This is a genomic window from Pseudanabaena sp. FACHB-1998, assembly GCF_014696355.1.
Classification (GTDB): domain Bacteria; phylum Cyanobacteriota; class Cyanobacteriia; order Pseudanabaenales; family Pseudanabaenaceae; genus Pseudanabaena.
The window spans coordinates 42,650-66,619 of the sequence record NZ_JACJQA010000004.1 but is presented as its reverse complement, the minus strand read 5'-3'; the positions used below and the strand labels follow the sequence as shown (position 1 = coordinate 66,619).

Here is a 23,970-nt window from a genome sequence, read left to right as displayed (position 1 = left end):
TTTTTTTAATTAAGAAATGGCATACTCCCTTCCCACCCAAGAATTAGCTATGCGGCGCTTCGCGCCGCATAGCTAATTCTTGGGTTTTAATGTCTATTTTTAGACTGGGAAGGGAGTAAGTACCTCGGCTTAATAAAACCAAGAACCCAAATAAGCTGATTCGCACGCAAAGCGTGCGAATCAGCTTATTTGGGTTTTATATTTAATTATGCCTACCTACTTAGCCATTTCTTAATTTGGTATTATTTTACGGCGAAGCCCTAATTACTACATTATGCGGAAAGCATATTCAAGGGTGAGCAAATATAATTAGTTAATGATATATTTACTAAACATATAGCAATCTTAAATAAGTCAAGGGAAACAGAAGATTACAAAAATGTCAGTTAGTAACTCTTAAAAATGTTCTAAATCTTAACTCAAATTTGGGCTTTAAAACTAACTTAGATTATTAATTTGCACTATGTCGTAGAGCCTATACACTAAAAACAAGCGGGGAATCATCTATTATGATACTTGTCACAGTTGGAACTGAGCAGTATCCTTTCGATGCGCTGATGGATTGGATTGATTTGTTGATGAAAGAGGGGTTCATTAACGAAGAAGTTACCATCCAGTACGGCTCATCAACACGTTTACCTGATAATGTCAAAATTAGTAAAGTACTTCCTGAAACTAATTTTAAACAAAGCATTGAACAAGCAAGCACCATAATTGCCCATTGTGGAGAAGGGACAGCATTATTATTAGAAGAATATGAAAAGCCTTATATTTTAGTGCCTCGCACCGCCCGTTTTCATGAGCATGTGGACGATCATCAAATAGAAATGGCGGATGATCTCGAAAATCAAGGGGTGCTAATTGCACGATCGCCTGCCGATCTTGCCAAATTCCTCAAATTAGTGGCGATGTCCCATAACTCGCCAAACTTTGGGGAAGATACACCTTTATGTGAATACCTGAGCGATCGCTATCCTAGCCAAGACTACCAAAAAATCATGCTGGTTTGCTCTTCGGGGGGGCATTTCAAGGCAATGCAAGGATTGAGTCAATATTGGCAAAAATTTGCTCAACGGGACTGGATCACCTTTAAAACGGGTACTACGCAAATAGAACTCAAGGAAGAAAAAGCTTTTTGGGCTTTTAGTCCTACTAATCGTAACTTGCCCAACCTGTTGCGAAATTTATTCCTCGCCTTCAAAGTACTTAAACGCAATCGACCTGATTTGGTGATTACCACAGGTGCGGGCGTGGCTGTGCCATTTTTATTGGCGGCGAAGTTTTTTTGTGGAAGTCAAATAGTTTTTATTGAATCTAAAACTCGCATTCGTGATTTGAGCTTATCGGCAAAGCTTTTACAATCTCTTAAAGTTTTAGATCTTTTAATTGTAAGAACTGAAGAAATTGCTCAGCTTTATCCTGAGACTGTTTATGTATCGGCGGGAAATCAGCCACAGCCTCTAAAATTTGGGTTGCATGATGTACAGGTTACAAGTTTTCAAGACACGATTATCATCAGTACTCCCAAAAATATATTTAATCCTGAAGCTCGTAAATTAAAAGAAGATTTTCAGAAGTTATGTCAAGAAGAAGAATCACTCCGTAAGATTATTATTGACATGTCCAAAACTGAGTTTATGGATAGCTCAGGTATTGGGGCTTTGATTTCTTGTTTAAAGCTTTTACGCAACATGGATATGCAATCGGGTAAGTTAGAACCAACGGAGTTAGTCCTATGGAGCGTAAATCCACAGGTGGTTTCGGTTTTGAAGATGACTAATCTCGATCAAATATTTCATATTGAGCCAGCTACGCGCACTAACCGTCTGCCAAAGCAGATAGTCTTGCGATCGCCAGATCAGCCTCATCCCCTGTCGATGCTGTTATATCGCATCTACCAGTTTTTGCTCAAGATCCCAATTCTCGGGGCGATCGCCCATGGGATGTACTTTTTCTACCCTGCGATCGAGTTAGATCCTAAACTACCAGTTCATGCCTCGGTGCGGAGTTTTCCTAAACGGCTGATTGATATTGTCGGCGCTCTCGTAGGATTGACTTTTACGATGATTTTGTTTGTACCTCTAGCGATCGCCATTAAGCTAGAAAGTAAAGGACCTGTTCTCTTCAAACAAAAAAGAGCAGGGTTAATGAGCAAGCCCTTTGCAATTTGGAAATTTCGCTCCATGGTCAAAAATGCGGAAATGCTCAAGCAAAAGGTGACTAATGAGATTGCCAATTCCTCCGATGGCAAGCCGCGTCAGGCGGATAGCGGTAAGTTCTTTAAAAATAGTAACGATCCGAGAGTCACCAAAATTGGAAAATTTCTGCGTAAAACTAGCCTCGATGAATTTCCTCAGTTTTGGAATATTTTAGTTGGGGATATGAGCTTAATCGGTACAAGACCGCCCACCTTCAGTGAGGTGGGGCTATACGAACTCGAAAATGAATATACTGATGAGAAGATGACCGAGTGGAATCGGCTGGATGTGAGACCGGGGCTTAGTGGCGTTTGGCAAGTAAGCGGACGCTCTACGGTCAGAAGCTTTGAAGAGGTAATGGGTTTTGACCTTGCCTATAAAAAGAAATGGAGTGTGAGATATGATCTTTGGCTAATCTGGAAAACTGTCACAGTGCTATTTGAGAGTAACAATGGTGCAGTCTAAACCACTTAAATTAAAGGAATTTCGGAATGTTTTACTTGGCAAAACATTCCGAAATTCCTTTTTGCCATTTGGGGTACTTTTGATGGCAAAATGCTGCATCTTATCTGTGGCGATCGCCGATCCAGCCGTTGCCCTGCCTCTATCGGTTGGCGATCGCTTTCGAGTATTAATCCCTGAAGGCGAATTATTTAACGGAGTCTATGAGGTGAATGTGGATGGCAATATCCAAATTCCTTACCTCGATCCATTACCTGTAAAAGGGCTAGAGTTACATGAAGTAAAGCGATTAATCTATTACACCTTAATCGATCGCAAATTATTTCAGCCCCAGTTTTTACAGGTAAATGTGACTATCTTGCAATGGTCTGCCGTGCAGGTAAATGTATCAGGAGCAACCTTTCAAGCAGGAAGAGTATCAATTAACAATCGCTCGGCAGAAGAACGTAATTTACAACAAAACCAATCTTCAGGCGATAATCCTCCCGAACGTTACTTGACCACCGCCTTGCGTGCGGCTGGCGGCGTTACACCAAGGGCAAATGTAAAGTCAATTCGGATTATTCGCAAAGGATTGGAGCAAATTGTCGATCTTTCAGGTGTGTTTACGGGCGAAGAAGTGCAGGATGTGGCTTTGATTGCAGGCGATCGCATTATCGTTCCTGAATTGCCCGAGCAGCAAAATATGCTAGTGCGTCCTTCCCAAATTACCCCCCCCGGGATTCGCGTATTTCTTTCTAATTTGACAATTCCTGCGCCCAGTAATGCCACTTCTTCAATTAAATCCGATGGAGCCTCATTCCCCTATGGCGCGAGATTTTCTCAAGCCGTTATTTCAGCTAACTGTCTGGGTGGAACCGCCACTACAAATTCTTCACGTCATGCCGTTTTAGTGCGAACTGATCGCCAAACAGGAGAAACAAAAACCTTTGATCGGTCTGTAGAGGACTTGATTCGCAATTCCACTGATGACAAGAATAATCCTTTTTTGATGCCTGAAGATGGAGTAGGTTGCTATGATTCCACCGTAACCGATGTTCGAGATGCAGTACGGGCGATTACGGATATTTTCTTTACGCCTTTTAACTTGATCTTTCGGGGTAAATGAGGCATGACTATCAATCCCCCCAGTTCCCAATTGACAGTAAATATTGATGACGAATCTGAAGATCCTGCAAAGGAAAAAAGGAATCAGTTTTGGCGTTATGCCCGATATGCAGCGATCGGGTTGGCGACTAATGTGGTGCTGTGGGGAATGACTTTGACTTATCTCAAAACTGCAAAACCAGTCTATACGAGTGGTTGGGCAATCATCGTCCCGGGGGCGGGTTCGGGAGTCAGTGTGAATTTGCCTGAAATTGGACAGGCTAGCTCTTCGAGTAGTTCACCCTTTGGTAGCGCTTCGATGGACCCCAGAGCCAACTATCAATTTTTGATTACCAATGAATCAGTCTTAGAAGAAGCCGCGATCGAATTGAAGATTCCCGCCAAGCAACTCGGCAAACCCAAAGTGAAACTGGTGGATAATACTTCAATTATGGAATTTGAAGTCACTGGACCAACGGCAAAAGATGCCCAAATGCGATCGAATGCTATTTATAATGCCTTTCAAAGTAAACTTACGCGCCTGCGTTTAGAAGAAGTAGCCAAGCGAGAACAAGGTAGCCAAGGAACCCTTGTTTCTTCTAGGGAAAAATTGCAACAAGCGCAAAACAATCTCTCAGAATATAAAGCTCAATCGGGGCTGAGTTCAGGCGATCAAGTTAAGGATTTATCAAACAATATTGAACAACTTCGCAAACAAAGAGCCGAAAGCTATGCTCAAGCGCAACAGTCCACTGCTCGCTTAGAACAGCTTTCTTCCGACCTTGATGTAGAAGTTCCCGAAGCATCTCAGGCTTTCCTCTTACAAGCTGATCAATTGTTTCAACAGTATCTAAAGGATTACAACGAATCTAGCTCTACTCTAGTAGTCATCCAAGCAAAATGGGGGGATAACCATCCTTTTGTAGTAAAGGAAGCGACTAGAAGAGATGCGGCGCGAACGGCTTTGCTGGGTCGGGCTAGTTCTTTAGTCGGGCGTAAAATTACTTTAGTAACCCTACAGAAACTATTAATCAAGACGGAATCAGGGTCTAGTCGCGAAAGTCTATTTCGTGATTTAGTCGCTCTACAATCTGAACAACAGGGAATTGTCGCTCAAAATCAAGCCCTAACCAATCAAATTGGAGAATTAGAAGATCGTTTACAGGGACTTGTCCAGAAGCAAGCCAAACTCGATAAATTACAAAGGGAATTACAAATAGCGGAAGCAGTTTTTGCTTCTACGTTAGCCAAGCTAGATCTCGGAAAGTCCGATATTTTTATCTCCTATCCCATGACCCAGATAATTGCCGAGCCAACACTTCCCGATGAAAAAACCTCACCCAAGCCTTCCATTGTCTTTGTGGGCGCTGGTATTGCCTCCGTCTTGATTACTACTGGCTTAGTCATGCTGTGGTGGCGCAAGGAAACCGCCAATTACATTAAAGCCAAAATAAAATCATCCCCTGACCAAATTTTAGATTCATAAATTAAGTCATCGATTGAGAAAATTGAGAAGAAATGAAACCCCATGAAGAAAGCTACATCGCCTAAGCTTGAACCCCAAAACTTTGCTGAAAAAGCCATCTGGATTTCGATTATCTGGACTTATGCTTTTTATTTTATCGGTGGGCTATATATTTTAGGGGCAGTTTTGGCTTGGGTTCTCTTTGGACATCTTTGTATGAAGCTGTGGCAACAGAATAAAGATACGCCAGAAGAAGAGCGCATTACGATTCCTTGGGGAGTATGGATTTGGATTGTAAGTATGTTGGTGATGCAAGTAGCTCTGGTGATGGGACATTTGGACTTTGATCTGAGCTTGGGAGAAATTATTAAATCTACAATTGGTTGGGCTAAAGGTTGGGCTTTACTAGCTCTATATCCTCTGATTGGCTGTCTGAAAATCAGACCGCAGTTAATGTATCGTGCGGCTTCGAGGATTTGTGCTTTTACCCTTGCCATTTCAGTTCCATTTGTTCTTGCCTTTTATTTACGGTTGCCACAAAAACTCTATGTGTCTCCGCTTCGGGCGGTGGGAGGGCCGGGACCCGATTTTTTTGAGGTGATGTTATATGAAATCGATCCCGGAGAAGGGAAACCGCGTTGGCGATTGTTTACACCTTGGGCTCCTGCGTTAGGTTTTGTAGCCAATATCTATTTCTTTATGATTTTGCAAGAACGCGATCGCAAGTTACGTTGGTTAGGCATGGCGGGATGTGTGGTGATGTGCCAGATTTCGGCTTCTCGTTTGGCTTTGATTGCAATGCCTGCGGTGTGGCTAATTACTTTGTTTTTATCCAAACTAAGTCGTCCATTAACCCTGATTGGCTTAGGTATTACTAGTTTAGTAGGGAGTATTACTTTGAATGACATTATCGAAGCAGTAGAAACGTTTAATGAAAAATTTACGGCGGCACGAAAGGATTCTTCGAGGGTGCGAGCTGCCCTCGGAAGAATTGCTCGCTACCGATGGGAAAAGGAAGCACCAATTTGGGGACATGGAGTGGTGGAGAAGGGACCGCACCTTGTTGAGCATATGCCCATTGGCTCCCATCACAGTTGGTATGGACTGCTATATGTGAAGGGAATTGTGGGGTTTTATGCTCTGGCAATACCAATGGCTTGGAGTTTTATCGATCTCACGGCTAAGGCTCAAAAGAGTGAATCAGCGAAGGTGGGCTTAAGTATGGTTTTGGTATTGATGTTCTATACCTTTGGCGAAAATCTGGAAATTCTTGCTTATCTTTTTTGGCCAGGGTTGGTGATGATGGGAATTGGGTTTAATGCTAAGGATCGAGTAGTGGAGAATATTCCATCTCTAACAGCACAAAAGATTGACTCAAGAGAAGTTGTGGGGAAGTGAAGAAATTAGAGATTGCAACCAAGTCCTGAGCAAAGCTTTACTCCTTCTCATTGCTATAACATCCGAATTACCACTTCACTACCGCGTTGAATCCTGCCGAAAATGGGTAGCTTTTCCTTTTCAAAAGTCCTCTGCCCCCGAATTCCTTTTTTGCCTTAGGCTTGCTTTGGTCAGTACCTTGGCGTAATTTCGCTAATATAGTATCCATTTATTCCTTTTTCTTACTTCCCTACCTAACCTATTAAGCCTTTGTATTTAACAACTCACTGTAACTTGTGCCATGCTAAAGCCTGAAATTCCCGTCAATGAAAGCGATCGCCTAGTTGCGCTCGATCGCTATAAAATTCTCGATACCCTTCCAGAACAGGTCTATGACGACTTGACCCAACTTGCTGCGGATATCTGCGGAACCCCGATCGCCCTTATCTCCTTAGTTGACAAAGATCGCCAGTGGTTTAAATCGCGTGTTGGGCTAGATGCCACGGAAACCCCTCGCGATATTTCCTTTTGTGGTCATGTGATCGCTGATGGTGAGATCTTAAATATTTCTGACGCTACTCAAGATGATCGTTTTGCCGATAACCCATTGGTACTTCAAGATCCTAGTATTCGATTTTATGCTGGTATCCCCTTAATTACCCCAGATCTCTATGCCTTAGGGACTTTGTGTGTGATTGATCGCCAACCGAGAATCCTTACTCCAAAGCAAATTCAGCAACTTCAAGCCCTAAGCCGTTTGGCAGTCGGACAACTAGAGTTAAGGCTAAGCGGTGAAGAACTCGTAAAGCGTACCGCCAACCTCAAGGCAAGGGTCGAACGGGAGCAACTGGTCACCATGATCGCCAACAAGACAGCCACTTCATTGCCTTTGCCAGAAATCTTGGAAACTGCTGTGAAGAAACTGCGATCGCTTCTTGGTTGCGATCGCCTAATAGTTTGGCAGTTTCAGTCTGATGGTAGCGGATTAGTCATTGCTGAATCGGTGGGCGAAGATTGGCGAGTAGCGCTAAATGAGGCAATCAAGAATCCTAATTTCCGTGAAGATATTGCCCTGCTGCATCCAGATGGTCGAGCGATCGCCAAGGAAAACATTTTTATTGATGGTTATGCTGATGACTACCTTCAGTGGTTAGCAGCCTATCAAGTCAAGTCTAATCTAGTTGTCCCGTTGCTAGTATCTGGGCAGTTGTGGGGATTTCTAGAGGGACAGCAATGTATGAGTTATCGGGAATGGCAGAATACCGATTTGGTACTGATGGATGAGATAACAGTGCAGATTGCGATCGCGATCCAGCAAGCCGATGCCATGGCAGAACGTCAGCAACTCCACCAAGAACTAGAAACCAAGGTCGAAGAACGTACCCAAGAACTCTGGCGAGTCAATAGTTTACAACGGGCTATTCTGGATGGTGCTGATTATGCATTGATATCCACCGATTTAAATGGCGTAATTCAGACCTTTAACAAAGCTGCGGAGAGAATGTTAGGCTACAGCGCCTCTGAAGTAGTTGGTCAATGCACTCCAGAAATTATTCACGAACCGCAGGAGGTAATTGATAGAGCTGCCATCATCTCTTTAGAACTGGGGCAAAATATTCCCATTGGCTTTGAGGTATTTGCCGCCAAAGCGCGTCTAGGTCTGGCTAGTGAAAACGAATGGACTTACATTCGCAAAGATGGTTCTCGTTTTCCTGTGTTGCTATCTATTACGACTCTCAAAGATGCCAATCAGCAAATTATTGGCTTTTTAGGTATCGCTCAAGATATTAGCGATCGCAAGCTATCGGAAGAAAAGTTACGGAAGAGAGATATTCACCTAAAAACTGCTCAACGCATCAGTAAATTGGGCAGTTGGGAGTTCAATCCATATACCGACCAAGTTATTTGGTCTGACGAGGTATTTCGCATCTTTGGTCGCGATCCCGCAATGGGAACGCCTAGTTTTGATACAATCCAAGAGCAGATCCATCCCGATGATCGAGTCCATCATCTGCAAGTAGTACAAACAGCTATTACTACTATCCAACCCTATGACCTTGAGGTTCGATTCTATCGCTGTGACGGCTCATTCGGTTACTTCATGGCAAGGGGAGAACCAATTGTGGATGCTACAGGTCAATTAACGCAACTGATCGGTACAGTTTTAGATATTACTGATCGCAAGCTAGCAGAGCAGCAACTCAAACAACACCTCACGGCGATCGAATCTGCTGTGGATGGCATCGCGATCCTCAAAGACGATTGTTATGTTTACTTAAACTCGTCCCATGTTCATCTATTTGGCTACGATCACCCACAGGATTTATTGGGCAAAAGTTGGACAACACTCTACTCTCCAGAAGAACTACAACGGATTGAGCGCGAAGTTTTCCCCGTTTTAGGAGAGCATAGACATTGGGAAGGTGAAGCGATCGCGATCCGTAAAGATGGAACTACATTTACAGAGGGGTTATCCCTCACACTGACCGAAGACAACTTACTGATTTGTGTCTGTCGCGATGTTTCCGCCCGCAAAGAGGCGGAAAGACAACTACAACAAACTGCCGCTCAATTAGAAGCCTCCAATCAAGAGCTAGAAGCCTTTGCTTATTCTGTATCTCACGATCTGCGATCGCCTTTACGGGCGATCGATGGCTTTAGTAATGCCTTGATTGAGGACTATGGCGATCTCTTTGATGATGACGCTCGAGATTACTTCGATCGCATCCGTCGTAACATTCAACGCATGGGGATGCTCATCGATGACCTATTGCGCCTCTCCCGCGTGTCGCGATCGGAAATACAATATGGCGATGTTAACCTGAGTGCCTTGGTACAAGATCAAATCGATGAATTGCAAGCAATAAACCCTGAACGGCAGGTTAAAATTGTGATTGCCCCTAATATTATCGTCTCTGCTGATCGGACATTGATGCAGGTTGTGATCAGCAATCTGGTGCAAAATGCTTGGAAATTTACCAGCCACCATGACTCAGCCCTGATCGAGTTTGGAGTTTTGCAACAAGAAGATCGTTTAATCTACTTTATGCGCGATGATGGTGCAGGTTTTAATATGACCTTTGCCAATATGTTATTTGGTGTTTTCCAGCGCTTGCATAACACTAACGAATTTCCAGGAACGGGCATTGGTTTAGCCACCGTTCAACGCGCTATTCACCGTCATGGTGGCAGAGTGTGGGCTGAAGGAGTGGTGGAACAAGGGGCAACTATTTATTTTACTGTGCCCAATACATCTATCAAGAAAGGAGCATAGAAAATGAATATGAGTAAGATTATCTTAGTTGAAGACAACCCCGATGATGAAAGACTCACGCTACGGGCGCTCCGAAAGGCTAAGGTTGCCAATGAAATTCTCGTCGCCCGTAATGGTGAAGAGGCTCTGACGATGGTGTTTAACGCCAATCCCCTACCAAGCGTCATCCTCCTCGACCTAAAGCTGCCCAAAATCAGCGGTTTAGAAGTCTTGCGACAGATCAGAGCCAACGAACGCACTCGCCTTTTACCAATCGTGGTGCTGACATCTTCAAGTGAAGATCGCGATATTATTGAGAGCTATAATTTGGGTGCTAACAGCTATGTTCGCAAACCCGTTGAGTTCTCTCTCTTTACCGAAGCCGTGAGCCAACTGGGGCTTTACTGGGCTTTAATCAATGAATCCTTGCCAACAGGAGTTAATAACCCATGAGTGAGCCACTCAATGCTTTGCTCATTGAAGATTCGGAAGATGATGCGCTGTTAACCCTGCGAGAGCTAAAGCGTGGTGGTTTTAATGTTGTTTGGGAGCGTGTGGAAACTGCGGAAACCCTTCGCACGGTTTTGTTAAGCCGTCCTTGGGATATTGTGCTTTCAGATTACAACCTCCCCCCCAGCTTTAACGCGCCTATGGCTCTCGAAATTGTCAAACAAATCAATCCCAATCTACCCTTTGTGGTCATATCAGGCACAATTGGCGAAGCCTCGGCAGTCGAACTAATGCGGCAGGGAGCCAATGACTATCTGATGAAGGGAAAACTAATCCGACTCGCAGAAGTGGTACGCCGAGAACTTAGAGAAGCCGAAATCCGTCTAGAGCGTCAGCAATCGGCGCTAGAACTTGCTCGCACCAAAGAACGCCTACAACTGGCGATCGCAGGATCGGGTATTGGCTTATGGGATTGGGATGTTCCATCTGGAAATTTGATTTTTAACGAACGCTGGGCAGAGATAATCGGCTACAGCATCGAAGAACTGGAATTTCTCAATGCGGAAACAGTGCGGCAAAAGATCCATCCTGATGATCTTCAGATCGCTATCTTGGCTCTAGAAAAACATTTTCGCCAAGAAAAGGAGACTTACGAATGTGAAATGAGGATGTGTCACAAGCTCGGCGGGTGGGTGTGGGTTTTGGCGAGTGGCAAGGTGGTGGAGTGGGATAAGGATGGAAAGCCCCTACGCATGACAGGGACTCATCTTGATATCAGTGGACGCAAGCAATCCGTTGAGATGTTGCAAAAGCTTAATGAAACCTTAGAAAAAAAAGTACAGGCGCGAACGGCTGATTTAAAAAGAAGTGAAAACCAGTTGCGTGAAGCTCAGCAAATTGCCCATCTCGGTAGTTGGGAGTTAGATGTATCAACCAGAAAGAATTCTTGGTCAACGGAAGTTTTTAGGATCTTCAGGCTCGATCCTGATTGCCCTGAGCCAAACTATGAAGAGATGCTGGCATATTTTCCCATAGACGATCGCAGACGATTTCTTCAACTCATCGATAGAGCCATTCAGCTCGGAGAAACCTTTGAAACAGATTTACAGATTATTTGCGCCGATGGTTCTTTGGGGTATATTTTTGTCAAAGCGGAAGCGATCGCCAATGAAGGGGGACAGGTAACTCGACTATTTGGAATTCTCATGGATATCAGCGATCGCAAAGCTATTCAAGAAGCTCTTAAACGCAGTGAAGAACGTTCTCGCGCCTCTCTTTTAGCTTTGCCTGATATCGTTTATCGGATTAATAGCAATAGTCAGTATGTCGATTTTTTGGTATCGCCTCAGGGCAAAAATCTCGTCGATCCGCAGCAGGTAATTGGCAAATCTCTTTACGAAGTTCTGCCCTACGACCTCGCTGAAACTCAATCCTGTTTGATGCAGCAAGCCCTAGCTACCCAAACGACCCAGATTCAAGAACAGCTAGTTTTGCTTGAGGGTAAACCAGTTCATGAAGAAGTGCGTGTTGCTCCCTGTGGCAATAATGAAGCTGTCTTTTTTATTCGCGATATTAGCGATCGCAAGTTAACTGAACTTCAATTGCAACAAACCAATGAAGAACTGATGCGCGCCACTCGCCTCAAGGATGAGTTTCTCGCTAGCATGAGCCACGAACTGCGTACTCCCCTCAATGTAATTTTAGGAATGACTGAGGGACTACAGGCGGGAGTGTTTGGAGAAGTTAGCGATCGGCAGATCAAGGCTCTGCAAACTGTGGAAAATAGCGGTAATCATCTCTTGTCACTGATTAATGACATTCTCGATGTTGCAAAAATCGAGTCTGGACAAATGATCCTAGATTTAAGTGCCACCTCCGTTCAAAATCTCTGTAAATCGAGCATTGTCTTTGTCAGTCAACTAGCACTACGCAAACAAATCCAGATCATCGAACAGATTCCTCAAAATCTACCCGAACTGCTCCTAGATGAGAGGCGTATCCGCCAAGTCTTGATTAACCTACTCAATAATGCTGTCAAATTTACCGAGGTAGGAGGGAACATCACTTTGGCAGTCACGCTGTTGTCAGAAGCAGAGTATAAAGAAAAGCCTTTTCTACGGATTGCGATACAGGATACAGGCATTGGCATTGCTCCAGAACACATCAAAAAACTATTCCAGCCGTTTATCCAAATTGATAGCGCCTTAAATCGAAAATATGAAGGGACAGGATTAGGGCTTGCCCTCGTAAAACGGATCGTGGAAATGCATCATGGCACTGTGAGTTTAACCAGCGAGTTGGGCGTGGGCAGTTGCTTTACAATCGAGCTACCCTGTGGAAACGCCGTTCTTCCTACTCCTAAACCTGAGTCCCAATTCAACCCAGATTCTCCCCTTCAATCCATCCCCTCCACAGCGTTAGCACCACCCTTGATCCTTTTAGCAGAGGACAATGAGGAAAATATTTTAACGATTTCTAGCTATCTGGAAGCAAAAGGCTATCGCATCATAGTCGCCAAAAATGGTCAAGAGGCGATCGCCTCAGCTAAATCTCATCAGCCCGACTTAATCCTCATGGATATCCAACTGCCAGTTATGGATGGGTTAGAAGCCACTAAGCAAATTCGCCTCGATCCTGATTTGGTTGATCTGCCGATTATTGCTTTAACCGCCTTAGCGATGGAAGGCGATCGCGATCGCTGTCTAGCGGCTGGAGCTAATGAGTACATCAGCAAACCTATTAAACTCAAACAATTAGCTCTATTAATTCAAGAGTTGCTTTAGAGATCGAATTTCATCAAAATTAAAATTATTAGATGAAGATTTATAGTTTTCTTGATAAACTTCTTTTATAAAATTCTCTATCACAACCTGAGAATCTTCCTGACGATATGGAGAAGAGTATGTATTGGTAAAGTCGAGCGTTAAAAGTGCAATTCTCAAATGGTTCAAAACATTCTGATAATTATCTTTTCCAACTAAGGCATCAGGTGACCAATAAGAAGGATTGTGAGAGATGCGGCTATAGTAATTACAAATTGTAAATAGGCAATTCCATTGGGGCTAAGAACTGCACTAATTAAAGCATTAGTGTCAATGACAATAAATTTAGGATTCATCGGCTAGTAGCTCTTCTAAGATTTCTTCAGTTAATCCTTTAGATTGAGCTTCTTTACCAATTCGATTAAAGACGGTCAGGATATCTTCTTCAATAGTTTCAATAGTCAGATTTATGAGAGTGTCTTGATTAACTCCCATGCGTTGAATTGCTTCGACTATTTCGCTAATTTTGATTTGCTTGATTGTTTGTATCATGACACTAGATCCCATGGAACAAGGTTTGATGTGGGTTGGACAATATCGCCAATGATTTTGATTGTATCTTTTGCAAAACCAATTAGTGACATAATCTACTGCTGTATTACACAAAACTTCAATAAATCTAAAACCGTTCAAGATAATCGTTATCCAGTTACAAATGATTTCGGATTGCTGTATAAAAAACATAGGAGGATCTAGCAATGAAAATTAAAGTACTAAAACTATTGAGCGATCGCAATCTGGGGGGAGTTAACAAGACAATGGAGGGATTAATGAATTCGCCTCTAGGCGAAAAGTTTGAATTTCTGACCGCACCTGTAAGTGACAGTAAATCAGCTTTGAAAGCGCTAAAACCTGAATTGACAATTTTTCATGATCCCTGTAGTTGGCGAAACTTAACAGCATTGTGGGCGATCGCTAAACAAACCCGTTTGATTATTCACGATCACCATTATTCACAGGGATTCGAGCAGTATCAGGTTCCTTCTAAAGCGAGGTTTCGACTGATGCTAAAACTTACCTATGGGACTGCTCATCGCGTGGTGGCGGTGTCCCATGCACAGGGGCAATGGATGCGCGATTATCAATTGGCAAGCCCAAATAAGTTATCGGTAATTCAACAATCACCACCGATCGCTAAATTTCTAGAGGTTCCTTTTAAACCATGCGATCGCCCTTTAACCTTGGGAGCCTATGGCAGATTCAGCCAGCAAAAAGGTTTTGATATTCTCATCAAAGCCATGCGGCTAGTTCCATCTAGACAAGTGCAACTTATTTTGGGTGGTTATGGCGCGGATGAAGCAATGCTCAAACAATTAGCGGAGGGCATGGAAAATGTGCGGTTTTTAGGCTCGATTAGCGATGTTCCTGCTTTTCTATCCACCTGCGATGTGGTGATTATTCCTTCCCGTTGGGAACCTTGGGGCAATGTCTGTTTAGAAGCAAAGGCGGCTGGTAAACCCGTAATTGTCACGGCTGTTGATGGACTAGTCGAACAAGTTCAAGATTGCGGAATCGTTGTACCTGCGGAAAATCCCCAAGCCCTAGCCAAGGCGATCGCCCAAATCAGCAATCTTCCCGATGAAACTCTAGCCAATTGGGGGCAGAATGGTCGTGAAGCAGTGCGATCGTCTAGCGATGATTATTTTAATGCTTGGGAATCTTTACTATGGGAAGTTTTGGCTAAATAACATCAGCAAACATATGAAACTATATTCATGAAACTGAAAATACTCAATTTACTTAGTGATGAACGGATGGGGGGAGTTAAGACTAGTCTTAATAGCCTCGCGAATTCGCACTTACAGGAAAAATTTGAATTCGCGATCGCCCCCTTTAATCGCGTCAAAGCTAGCATTAAAAACCTAAAGCCCGACATTATTATCGTTCACGATGCTTGCTCTTGGAGAATCCTGCCCAATTTATTGATGCTTAAATTGCTCAAAGGGAAAGCAAAACTAATCATTCAAGATCATCACTATTCCGAAGCTTTTGAACGACTCAAAGTTCCCAATCTTCAGAGATTTAGACTGATGTTAAGGCTTAGTCATTGGTGTTGCGATCGCCTGTTATTAGTTTCCTTCGCCCAATCTGAATGGATGGCAAAATATCAACTAGTGAGACGCAAAAAAGTAACTGTAATTCAGCAGAGCTTAAATTGCGATCGCTTTCTCTCGCTACGTCCTAAAGCAAGGGGGAATCTGCCTGTTTTTGCAGCCTATGGACGCTTTAACGAACAGAAAGGCTTTGACATTCTGCTCCAAGCCATCCAATTAATTCCTCATGTTAACTTTCGTTTACTAATCGCAGGTTATGGCGAAGATGAAACTTCCCTTCAACAATTAGCCCAAGGACTTGCACAAATTCAATTTGTGGGCAAAGTTGATGATGTACCAGCATTTCTAGAACAAAGCGATGTGGTGATTATTCCATCACGTTGGGAACCTTGGGGGAATGTTTGTTTAGAGGCAAAGGCAGCCCATAAACCCGTCATTGTCAGTGCTGTAGACGGCTTGATCGAGCAGGTGCGGGGAATTGGCTGTGGCATTTGTGTCTTACCTAACGATCCTCAGATTCTGGCACAGGCGATCGCGCAATTTTGTCAGGAAGTAAATGCCGAATCTCTAAGCAGTTGGGGGAAAGAAGCAAGGGAATCGGTCAGAAATGCTTGGGAAGAACACTTAAACGCATGGGAGGACTTACTATGTCAGCTATTGGCAAAATAATCGATAAAGTCAAACAGAAATTAGCCGATCGCTTTCTTCGCAATCTTGGCTGGCTAGGCTTATCGGAACTATTTATTCGGATTTCGCGCTTGGCGGCGACTGTTGTATTAGCCAGACTGCTCTCGAAATATGACTATGGATTGGCGGCGCTAGTCCTGACAACCAACGAGTTTGTGAATGTCTTTACTCAAAATGGAGTTTGGGACAAGCTCATTCAATCCGATGAGCGCGATTTAAACCAACTTTGTCAAACCGCCTACTGTCTAAACTGGATGGTTTGTGGCTCTCTATTTATTATTCAGTGCCTCATTTCTGTCCCTGTCGCTCTATTCTATCAAGACAATCAGATTATTTTTCCCATTTGCATCATGGCTTTGGTTTATCTGATGATTCCCATTTCCCTAGTACAGGCTTCCCTAACTCAGCGTGAGAACCGACTCCATGTGATGGCTCTGGCTAACGGTTTACAGGTTTCCATCGATAATGTTTTGACGATCATTTTAGCGTTTCTCGGTTGGGGAATGTGGGCGATCGTCTTACCCAAGGTCATCGTTGCGCCAATCTGGGTAATTGTGCATTATGTCAACAATCCTTGGCGACCGTCCCGAGAATTTACATTGATTAATTGGCAGGAAATTATGCGCTTTGGACGCAATATTTTGGGGGTAAAGTTAATGAATACTCTCAGAAATAATCTCGATTATCTAATTGCAGGAAGATTTCTCGGAGTGGAAGCTTTAGGAATTTATTACTTCGCCTTTAATGCAGGATTAGGAATCAGTATGAGTGCGATCAATGCTGTAGATTCTGCTCTATTTCCGCATTTATGCGCCGCCCGTTCCGATCCCGAACAATTCAAAGACCGATACTTTAGCAGCCTGAAAACGATCGCTTGGATTGTGTTCCCCCTCGTACTTTTACAATCGACCCTCGCTCCATTTTATGTGCCAATCATCTTCGGTCAAAAGTGGCTCCCTGCAATTCCTATCTTGATTCTAATTTGTATCTCCGCAATCCCCCGTCCTTTTGCCAATGCCGCTTCTAGAGTCCTCTGGGCGCTCGACAAACCCCATTGGGATCTGCGTTGGAATGCCTTTTTTACAGCTTTCTTTGCGATCGCGCTTCTCATCGGAGTTAACTGGGGCATTATCGGCGTAGCAGCAGCCGTATTGCTAGCACATGGGTTAGCTTTACCGATGTATTCGATTTGGGTAACTCGCAATATGCCAAAAATTATGCGATCGCAAAATGTACTCAGCCCAGTGGAGGTCAATCCATGAGCGCTCCCATCATATCCGTAGTTCTACCCGCCTATAATGCTGCAAACTTTATTGAGCAGACCATCCAATCAGTTCTCAATCAAACATTTATAGATTTTGAGCTATTAATTATTGATGATGGCTCAATGGATAACACCTTAGAAATTGCTAATCAATATGCTTTAGGCGATCGCCGAATTCAAGTTATTTCCCAAACTAATCAAGGCGTATCAGCGACTCGCAATCATGGCATCCAATTAGCCAAGGGTAAATTTATCGCTTTTCTCGATGCTGATGATCTGTGGTTTCCTGAAAAGCTGGCGACCCATATCGAGCATTTTCGAGCCAATCCCAGCTTAGCAATTAGCTTTAGCCGCATTGAATTTATGACTTCCGAAGGGGAACCGACAGGGCAGATTTCGACAGCGAGACTAGTTAATCTCCAGCCCGAAGACTTCCTCTACGAAAATCCTACTAGCACCATGTCAAATCCCGTCGTGCGTGCAGAGGTATGCGCCCAAGTAGGAGGATTTGCGGAAGACATGAGCTATTCCGAAGATTTAGAATGGCTATTTCGGGTAATTTGTTCCCAAAGAGAAGATGGTACATTTTGGCAAATAGAAGGAGTCGATCGCATTTTAGTTTATTATCGCGCTAGCCTCTCTGGATTGTCGTCATCGCTCTACCGCATGGAGGCAGGATGGGATTTATTAATTGAGAGAGCTAAAAAGTACGCTCCTGCCCTAGTTAGTCGCCACTATGCTCTGGCTAGAGCCGTCCATCTACGCTATTTAGCCCGTCGCGCTTATCGTCTAGGTTTACCCCCAGAGGTGGGTTTAGACTTTATGCATCGGGCGATCGCTTCCGATTGGCACATTTTTTTCCGAGAACCACGCCGAACTTTTTTAACAATATTGGCAACCTACGGGAAATGGTTGTTAAGTAGGGGCTTCGCCATAAAATAAGGAACTGATAGAGGACATCTCATATCGGTTTCTCAAAAAGAAAGGATATTCACTCATTGTTTGAGGTTATTATGCCAAAGGTTTCTGTAATTGTTCCTGTTTATAATGTGGAGAAATATATTGAGGAAACTATTCGTTCAGTTCTCTCTCAAACCTTTACGGACTTTGAACTAATTATCGTTGATGACGAATCGAAGGATCGCAGTATTGAAATTTGCAAAAGTTTTACGGATTCGAGAATTAAAATTATCCATCAAAAAAATCGCGGACTAGCGGGAGCAAGAAATACAGGAATTCGCCATGCTCAGGGTGAATATTTAGCCCTTTTGGATTCTGATGATGTGTGGCGATCGTCAAAGCTAGAAAAGCATATCCAACATCTTGATCAAAATCCATCCTTAGGAATTAGTTATTGCAGTTCTGAATTTATCAATGATGAGAGTCAGTCACTGGGAATTTATCAAATCCCTCAGCTTAAAGATATTACTCCCGAAATAATTCTTTGTCGTAATCCCATTGGCAATGGCTCTGCGCCTGTAATTCGCCGAGAAGCTCTCGACGAAATTAAGTTCCAAAATAATTTCTATGGAGAAATAGAAGACTTTTATTTTGATGACCAGTTTCGCCAATCGGAAGACATTGAATGCTGGTTGAGAATCGCCATCCAAACTAATTGGCAAATCGCAGGTATTCCCGAACCTCTCACGCTTTATCGCGTTAATTCTGGTGGGCTTTCGGCAAACATGATGAAGCAACTCGACTCATGGGAAAAAGTAATTGCCAAAACTCGCGCCTATGCCCCCCAGTTATTAGCCAAATGGGAAAGCCTTGCCCGTGCCTATCAATATCGCTATCTCTCTCGTCGTGCGATTCGCAATCAGGATGGTAAAGCCGCCGTCCAATTAGTCAACCGCGCCCTCGCCTCAAATTGGAAAATTCTGATCTACGAACCCAAGCGATCGCTACAAACCCTTTTTGCGGCTTACCTAATCTGGATTTTGCCCCGCAGTTTCTATAACACCCTTGAGAATTTTGCCCTTAGCATTACTGCTAAAAAACAACGTAAGGCGATCGGCAAAAGTCAAACGTCCTAACCAAGATAAGTGGTGGGCGCGAAGCGCCACCACTTATTAGCCTATTGATGCTACAGAAATATTTTTGAAAGCGGCGCTTCGCGCCGCTTTCAAAAATATTTCTGGGTTTCAAATAAGCGCAAAGCGCTGTAAAGTCACATTCATTACTTTCTCAACCCCAAAATATGGCTAAATTTGAGCATATTCAAATCGTAAAGCCATGCTCGCCGCAAACCATTCCTACTACACAGTCGAAAACCTAAGCGCTGAAGCTGCGTTACAGGAGTTGCTAGATGGTAATCAACGCTACGCCCTCGATCATGTGGAGCATCCCCATGAAGGTTCACAACGGCGAGTCGATCTTTCGGTGGCTCAGCATCCTTTTGCCATTATCTTAGGCTGTGCAGATTCCCGCGTAGTACCTGAGCTAATTTTCGATCAAGGCGTTGGAGATTTGTTTGTGCTTAGGGTGGCGGGAAATGTGGCTGATGAGGCTGTACTCGCCAGTATTGAGTTTGCCGTGGAACATCTAGGAACAAGGTTAGTAGTAGTCTTAGGGCATGAGCGCTGTGGGGCAGTAATGGCAGCGATCAATCACGCATTTTCTGAAGGTAAACTTAATTCGTTGATTAGCTATATTGAGCCTGCAATCAAGGCGGGAAGAGAAGCCAATGGCGACTGTGTGGTTAGTGATACGGTCAAGGCTCATGTGCATCTGATGGTCAAGCAAATCCAATCCACAGAGCCAATTTTGTCCCATGAAGTAAAAAATAGCTCTTTAAAAGTTGTACCCGCCTATTACCGATTAGCAACGGGCAAAGTCGAATTTCTTTAAACAAACTAAAAAAGAGGGGTGATTGTTGCTGTGCAACAATCACCCCTCTTTTTTAGTTTTCGTAATTGCGTCGAGCCTTATTCGCCTCATTGCGAAGGGCATCCAGACGCTTTTCAATCAATGTACGCGATCGCCCCTTGGATACATCACTGAGCATAATTTTTAGCGCACTACCCAAACTCTTGTAAGCGGCTGGCAAAGGATAGCCATTGCGTACAGCGAGGCGAATTGCCCCCTGATCCGCTTCGATCAAATTGCGAATATCTTTTTTGCTCGTACCTTTGCGCCATAGCTGAAACCCAGCTACCCCGCAAATACCAAGGGCAAGCACAAACAGTAAACCATTTTGTACCCAGAGTTCGCCGACAGCACCACCCAGCCCGATCGCGAGGGCGGCTACTTCCCAGCCATCTTTGGGGACAGCATCGTTTTGGATGCGGGCTACTTCGTGCCAAAACAAGAGATTGCGCTGATCCTCTGCCATCCGTTCCCAGCGCACCATATCAACTAAAATCACCACCTCATCGCCGCCAGCTTCTTCGCAGCTAATTAGGGGAGGGCGGACACCATCGGCGTTAAGCACTTTTACCCATGCCTGTAACTCTGGCGGCAGCAGATCTTGCAGCCGACGGATCTCAGTTCTAGCAAAGGTATTTCGGAGGGAAGAAGTAGGAGATGGCATGAATCTTCGTCAAAGTTCAGTATTTCAGAGGATTTATTGCTAAAGCTAGTTAATGGCTCAAGCTAGTCAGTTAGGCAGTATATGACCTAATGTTCTAAAACTTTTGTTAACTAGATACAACTAAAAAGTTATTTTACGATTATATGCTCTCTTGGGTGACGACATAAATTTAGCGATCGCCGTAATATTTCAATTCATGAAATAAGAAGAGGCACTTTGCGCCTCTTCTTATTTTATGAATTAAAAAAAATGTTGTGTTGGGATAGGCTTAGAGTGCAATTCCTAAGACGCAACTATAATAAAGTTTGTATTTCGTGGAGATCTCGGTGAAGCGTAATTTTATGCTCTCTTTTTTGAGTCGTGGCTTAGCCGCAGCGATCGCTGTGGTAATGCTTGGCAATTTGCCAATTAGCTTGTCAATAGTACCGCAATCAATTTCAAAATTTTTAGGAAGTCAGGCTTTTGCTGCCCAAACCGATCTGGTTGCCCAAACTTCTACCAAACCTTTACCCCAACCCATTCGTAAAACTGATAATTCACTGACAGCAGATGTCGTTAAAACTGTTTTAGATAATGGACTAACGGTTTTAACCAAGCAAGTCAATACGGCTCCTGTAGTCAGTGTGCAGGTTTGGTATCGTGTTGGCTCCCAAAATGAGACCAAAGGAATCACGGGTATTTCTCACCAACTCGAACACTTGATGTTTAAAGGCACTAAAGAACGTCCCATTCAGTTTGGACGCTTATTTAGTGCTTTGGGCAGTAACTCCAATGCCTTTACCAGCTATGACATGACTGCCTATGTTGGCACAGCAGGTAGCGACAAGCTCGACGCAATGCTCCGATTAGAAGCCGATCGCATGGTGAATACGGTTGCTGGCGAGAAAGAACTCAAGAGTGAGCGTACGGTCGTTTTATCCGAGCTAGATGGCGGCAATAATAGCCCCGGGACGAGACTATATCGTCAGGTAATGCTAGCGGCTTATCCCGATAGTCCCTATGGCTGGCCAGTGATTGGCTATCGACCTGATGTAGAAAATTTCACCGTCGAGGATATTCAAAATTACTACCATAATTTTTATCGTCCTGATAACGCCACCCTAGTCATTGTGGGCAATATCGACACAGAGGAGACAATCAAAAAAGTCCAAGAGATTTTTGGCACAATTTCGGCTCCCCCTAAGCCTAAAGTTTTAATTACGGCGGAAGCGCAGCAGAAAAAGCCCAAGCCACCAGCACCAAAATCCGCTAAGGAGCCAATTCGTTTAAAAGAACCAGGTAGTGTGCCTTTTCTGCAATCGCTTTATCCTAATTTGCCCAAGGTTAATGATCCTGATGTGGCGGCGATCGATGTGATGGATAGCGTCTTGACCTCTGGGAGAAGTTCTCGTCTTTATCAAGCTCTTGTGGAGACAGGCTTGGCAAGTGGGGTGAGTGGTAGTTCTGCCTCACAAATTGGCACGGGCTGGTATTTGCTTAGTGCAACTCCCACGCAGGGCAAATCCCTTGAAGATCTCGATCGCCTACTGCTTGCGGAAATAGACAAGTTGCAAACTCAGTCCATTAGCCAAGAGGAACTCGATCGCGCCAAAACTAATATGCGAGCAAGCTACATTCTCGGCAATCGCGATATCAATTCACAGGCGATTCAAATTGGCTATAACCAAACCTTGGCTCAAGACTATCGCTATAGCGATCGCTATTTGCAAGCCGTCGATAAGGTGACTATTGCCGATGTTAAGCGGGTGGCGAAGCAATATTTAGCTAGCGATCGCCGCGTGGTGGGATACTTCGAGCCTTCGGTAATTACCGCAGGTGCAGGTACGACTCCCAGCAATGCCCATTCCTCCGAAGCTTTTAAACCTAGCGCTCCTGTTGATCCTGCGGAAGTCGCCAAATATCTACCAGAAAGCGCTTTAGTATCCAAATCAGAAATACCCACTGCGGTAAATCCCGATAAATTTACTCTATCCAACGGATTGAAGGTTTTGCTATTGCGCGATCGCAGTACTCCAACGGTCAATCTTGTGGGCGAAATAAAAGCGGGATCAGGATTTGACTCCCTAGCTAAAGCAGGGTTAGCAGGGCTTACCGCCCAAAACCTTACCAATGGCACTACCACTAAAGATGCCCTCACCCTTGCCTCCAGACTCGAAAATCTAGGTGCAAGATTAGGATTTTCCGCAGGACGTGAAAGTGTGGGTATTTCAGGTATTTCTCTTTCTAAGGATTTGCCTACGGTGATCGATCAATTGGCGGATCTATTACAAAATGCGACTTTCCCAGAGAAAGAATTTGAACTGAATCGTCAGCGCAATTTACTATCTCTAAAATCCGAGTTAGACAATCCTAATTCCCTAGCTCGTCGCATCTTCCAATCCGCGATTTATCCTCAAGGACATCCCTTTAGTGCGATGCGAACGGAAGAATCGATCAAGTCCTTAACTCGCGAAGATTTAGCCCAGTTCTATCGCACTTATTATCGACCTGACAACACAATTCTCACGATTACAGGAGATTTTGAGCCTGCTACAGTGAGAATGCTACTCGAAGAGAAACTAGGGAGTTGGCAAGCCACAGGCAAAGCTCCAAAATTCCAATTTCCGAAGATGGTCAAATTAGCGGCAACTACCGAGAAACAAGCAACTCTCGCTGGAAAAACTCAAGCAGTGACGCTGATGGGTCATTCCAGTATTTCCCGTTCCGATCCACAATACTATCCTGCCATCTTTCTCAATCAGGTCTTAGGTGGTGATACTCTATCTAGTCGTTTAGGTTCAGAAATTCGCGATCGCCTTGGCTTGACCTATGGCATTTATAGCTTCTTCCAAGCAGGGAGACCTCCACAGGGTGCTTTTATCGTCCAAATGCAGACTAGCGGCAAGGATACTCAAAAGGCGATCGCCGCTACCCTTGCTTTGTTAAGGGATGTCCGCGATAAGGGAATTACCCAAGCGGAATTTGATGTCGCGAAAAAGAGCTTAATTAATAATTTCACTACCGAATTTGCTGATCCTGATAGCATTACTAGCGCCTTGCTAAGTGATGAAATCTATGGCTTGCCCGTTGGTGATTTTTATAAGTTCCCCCAGCGTATTCAATCTATTACCCTAGAACAAGTCAACCGAGCCGCAAAGGAATTATTGCAACCTGACAATATGTTGATTGTTTCCGTAGTTCCTAAAACTGATAAGTAATTCTAATTCTCAAAATGGCAAAGCCATTTTGAGAATTAGTCAAACTGCGTTTGTCTTAGAGAACATCTCACTTTGGAACATTTGATAAAAACAAGGGGCTTAAGCCCCTTGTTCTAGTTTTAG

Annotated in this window: 17 protein-coding genes; 14 read left to right on the top strand and 3 right to left on the bottom strand. The window is 43.9% G+C overall.

All coding sequences use genetic code 11. From position 1 onward, the window contains the following. Window positions 1-509: 509 nt before the first annotated feature. The 7 genes from H6F42_RS21795 to H6F42_RS02410 all read left to right on the top strand — a co-directional run bounded on the left by H6F42_RS21795 (window position 510) and on the right by H6F42_RS02410 (window position 13,074). Window positions 510-2,663, top strand: a complete 2,154-nt coding sequence (locus H6F42_RS21795) for a sugar transferase (RefSeq protein ID WP_190397771.1) — start codon at window positions 510-512, stop codon at window positions 2,661-2,663. After that, on the top strand, window positions 2,650-3,768 hold the full coding sequence (locus H6F42_RS02435) for a polysaccharide biosynthesis/export family protein (protein WP_242018299.1): 1,119 nt from the start codon (window positions 2,650-2,652) through the stop codon (window positions 3,766-3,768). The genes H6F42_RS21795 and H6F42_RS02435 overlap by 14 nt, the downstream gene beginning before the upstream one ends. Window positions 3,769-3,771: 3 nt before the next feature. Continuing rightward, the gene (locus tag H6F42_RS02430; protein ID WP_190397770.1) at window positions 3,772-5,232 is read left to right on the top strand and encodes a hypothetical protein; all 1,461 of its coding nucleotides are present in this window, start codon (window positions 3,772-3,774) and stop codon (window positions 5,230-5,232) included. A 42-nt stretch (window positions 5,233-5,274) separates the two neighbouring features. Further along, complete coding sequence (locus H6F42_RS02425; RefSeq protein ID WP_199288880.1) at window positions 5,275-6,609, top strand: O-antigen ligase domain-containing protein; 1,335 nt, start codon at window positions 5,275-5,277, stop codon at window positions 6,607-6,609. A gap of 280 nt (window positions 6,610-6,889) precedes the next feature. Then, window positions 6,890-9,862: a PAS domain S-box protein gene (locus H6F42_RS02420; protein WP_190397769.1), complete on the top strand. Its 2,973-nt coding sequence runs from the start codon at window positions 6,890-6,892 to the stop codon at window positions 9,860-9,862. Between the two features lie 3 nt (window positions 9,863-9,865). Beyond that, window positions 9,866-10,294 (top strand): response regulator, encoded by a 429-nt coding sequence (locus H6F42_RS02415; protein ID WP_190397768.1) that lies wholly within the window; start codon window positions 9,866-9,868, stop codon window positions 10,292-10,294. Continuing rightward, window positions 10,291-13,074 (top strand): response regulator, encoded by a 2,784-nt coding sequence (locus H6F42_RS02410; RefSeq protein ID WP_190397767.1) that lies wholly within the window; start codon window positions 10,291-10,293, stop codon window positions 13,072-13,074. The genes H6F42_RS02415 and H6F42_RS02410 overlap by 4 nt, the downstream gene beginning before the upstream one ends. A 194-nt stretch (window positions 13,075-13,268) precedes the next feature. Here H6F42_RS02410 and H6F42_RS02405 read toward each other — a convergent pair whose 3' ends face one another. Both H6F42_RS02405 and H6F42_RS02400 read right to left on the bottom strand, forming a co-directional pair. After that, a complete protein-coding gene (locus tag H6F42_RS02405; RefSeq protein WP_190397766.1) occupies window positions 13,269-13,409 on the bottom strand; it encodes a hypothetical protein in 141 nt (46 codons plus the stop codon). Further along, window positions 13,399-13,605, bottom strand: coding sequence for a hypothetical protein (locus H6F42_RS02400; protein WP_190397781.1), 207 nt, complete (start codon window positions 13,603-13,605; stop codon window positions 13,399-13,401). Before H6F42_RS02400 ends, H6F42_RS02405 begins: the two co-directional genes overlap by 11 nt. A 206-nt stretch (window positions 13,606-13,811) precedes the next feature. Between H6F42_RS02400 and H6F42_RS02395 the strand changes: the two genes are divergently transcribed. The 6 genes from H6F42_RS02395 to H6F42_RS02370 all read left to right on the top strand — a co-directional run bounded on the left by H6F42_RS02395 (window position 13,812) and on the right by H6F42_RS02370 (window position 19,968). Beyond that, window positions 13,812-14,801, top strand: coding sequence for a glycosyltransferase family 4 protein (locus H6F42_RS02395; RefSeq protein WP_190397765.1), 990 nt, complete (start codon window positions 13,812-13,814; stop codon window positions 14,799-14,801). Window positions 14,802-14,828: 27 nt separating this feature from the next. Continuing rightward, window positions 14,829-15,836 carry a glycosyltransferase family 4 protein gene (locus H6F42_RS02390; RefSeq protein WP_190397764.1) on the top strand — a complete coding sequence of 336 codons (1,008 nt, stop codon included), beginning with the start codon at window positions 14,829-14,831 and terminating at the stop codon, window positions 15,834-15,836. Next, window positions 15,800-17,116, top strand: coding sequence for a lipopolysaccharide biosynthesis protein (locus H6F42_RS02385; protein WP_190397763.1), 1,317 nt, complete (start codon window positions 15,800-15,802; stop codon window positions 17,114-17,116). Before H6F42_RS02390 ends, H6F42_RS02385 begins: the two co-directional genes overlap by 37 nt. Then, entirely contained in the window at window positions 17,113-18,060 is a 948-nt protein-coding gene (locus H6F42_RS02380) for a glycosyltransferase family A protein (protein ID WP_190397762.1), read from the top strand. Before H6F42_RS02385 ends, H6F42_RS02380 begins: the two co-directional genes overlap by 4 nt. Before the next feature lie 71 nt (window positions 18,061-18,131). Further along, window positions 18,132-19,154, top strand: a complete 1,023-nt coding sequence (locus H6F42_RS02375; RefSeq protein WP_190397761.1) for a glycosyltransferase family 2 protein — start codon at window positions 18,132-18,134, stop codon at window positions 19,152-19,154. A 199-nt stretch (window positions 19,155-19,353) separates the two neighbouring features. Further along, window positions 19,354-19,968 carry a carbonic anhydrase gene (locus H6F42_RS02370; RefSeq protein WP_190397760.1) on the top strand — a complete coding sequence of 205 codons (615 nt, stop codon included), beginning with the start codon at window positions 19,354-19,356 and terminating at the stop codon, window positions 19,966-19,968. 52 nt (window positions 19,969-20,020) lie between these two features. Here the strand turns inward: H6F42_RS02370 and H6F42_RS02365 are convergent, their stop codons facing one another. Beyond that, window positions 20,021-20,650, bottom strand: coding sequence for a DUF3318 domain-containing protein (locus H6F42_RS02365; protein WP_190397759.1), 630 nt, complete (start codon window positions 20,648-20,650; stop codon window positions 20,021-20,023). A 341-nt stretch (window positions 20,651-20,991) separates the two neighbouring features. Between H6F42_RS02365 and H6F42_RS02360 the strand changes: the two genes are divergently transcribed. Continuing rightward, complete coding sequence (locus tag H6F42_RS02360; RefSeq protein WP_190397758.1) at window positions 20,992-23,847, top strand: pitrilysin family protein; 2,856 nt, start codon at window positions 20,992-20,994, stop codon at window positions 23,845-23,847. Window positions 23,848-23,970: the final 123 nt, after the last annotated feature.

What these genes read in the sequence shown, in the direction of transcription:
- H6F42_RS21795 (WP_190397771.1), top strand. Translation starts at nt 510, where the DNA reads ATGATACTTGTCACAGTTGGAACTGAGCAGTATCCTTTCGATGCGCTG.
- H6F42_RS02435 (WP_242018299.1), top strand. Translation starts at nt 2,650, where the DNA reads ATGGTGCAGTCTAAACCACTTAAATTAAAGGAATTTCGGAATGTTTTA.
- H6F42_RS02430 (WP_190397770.1), top strand. Translation starts at nt 3,772, where the DNA reads ATGACTATCAATCCCCCCAGTTCCCAATTGACAGTAAATATTGATGAC.
- H6F42_RS02425 (WP_199288880.1), top strand. Translation starts at nt 5,275, where the DNA reads ATGAAGAAAGCTACATCGCCTAAGCTTGAACCCCAAAACTTTGCTGAA.
- H6F42_RS02420 (WP_190397769.1), top strand. Translation starts at nt 6,890, where the DNA reads ATGCTAAAGCCTGAAATTCCCGTCAATGAAAGCGATCGCCTAGTTGCG.
- H6F42_RS02415 (WP_190397768.1), top strand. Translation starts at nt 9,866, where the DNA reads ATGAATATGAGTAAGATTATCTTAGTTGAAGACAACCCCGATGATGAA.
- H6F42_RS02410 (WP_190397767.1), top strand. Translation starts at nt 10,291, where the DNA reads ATGAGTGAGCCACTCAATGCTTTGCTCATTGAAGATTCGGAAGATGAT.
- H6F42_RS02405 (WP_190397766.1), bottom strand. Translation starts at nt 13,409, where the DNA reads ATGAATCCTAAATTTATTGTCATTGACACTAATGCTTTAATTAGTGCA.
- H6F42_RS02400 (WP_190397781.1), bottom strand. Translation starts at nt 13,605, where the DNA reads ATGATACAAACAATCAAGCAAATCAAAATTAGCGAAATAGTCGAAGCA.
- H6F42_RS02395 (WP_190397765.1), top strand. Translation starts at nt 13,812, where the DNA reads ATGAAAATTAAAGTACTAAAACTATTGAGCGATCGCAATCTGGGGGGA.
- H6F42_RS02390 (WP_190397764.1), top strand. Translation starts at nt 14,829, where the DNA reads ATGAAACTGAAAATACTCAATTTACTTAGTGATGAACGGATGGGGGGA.
- H6F42_RS02385 (WP_190397763.1), top strand. Translation starts at nt 15,800, where the DNA reads ATGGGAGGACTTACTATGTCAGCTATTGGCAAAATAATCGATAAAGTC.
- H6F42_RS02380 (WP_190397762.1), top strand. Translation starts at nt 17,113, where the DNA reads ATGAGCGCTCCCATCATATCCGTAGTTCTACCCGCCTATAATGCTGCA.
- H6F42_RS02375 (WP_190397761.1), top strand. Translation starts at nt 18,132, where the DNA reads ATGCCAAAGGTTTCTGTAATTGTTCCTGTTTATAATGTGGAGAAATAT.
- H6F42_RS02370 (WP_190397760.1), top strand. Translation starts at nt 19,354, where the DNA reads ATGCTCGCCGCAAACCATTCCTACTACACAGTCGAAAACCTAAGCGCT.
- H6F42_RS02365 (WP_190397759.1), bottom strand. Translation starts at nt 20,650, where the DNA reads ATGCCATCTCCTACTTCTTCCCTCCGAAATACCTTTGCTAGAACTGAG.
- H6F42_RS02360 (WP_190397758.1), top strand. Translation starts at nt 20,992, where the DNA reads ATGCTCTCTTTTTTGAGTCGTGGCTTAGCCGCAGCGATCGCTGTGGTA.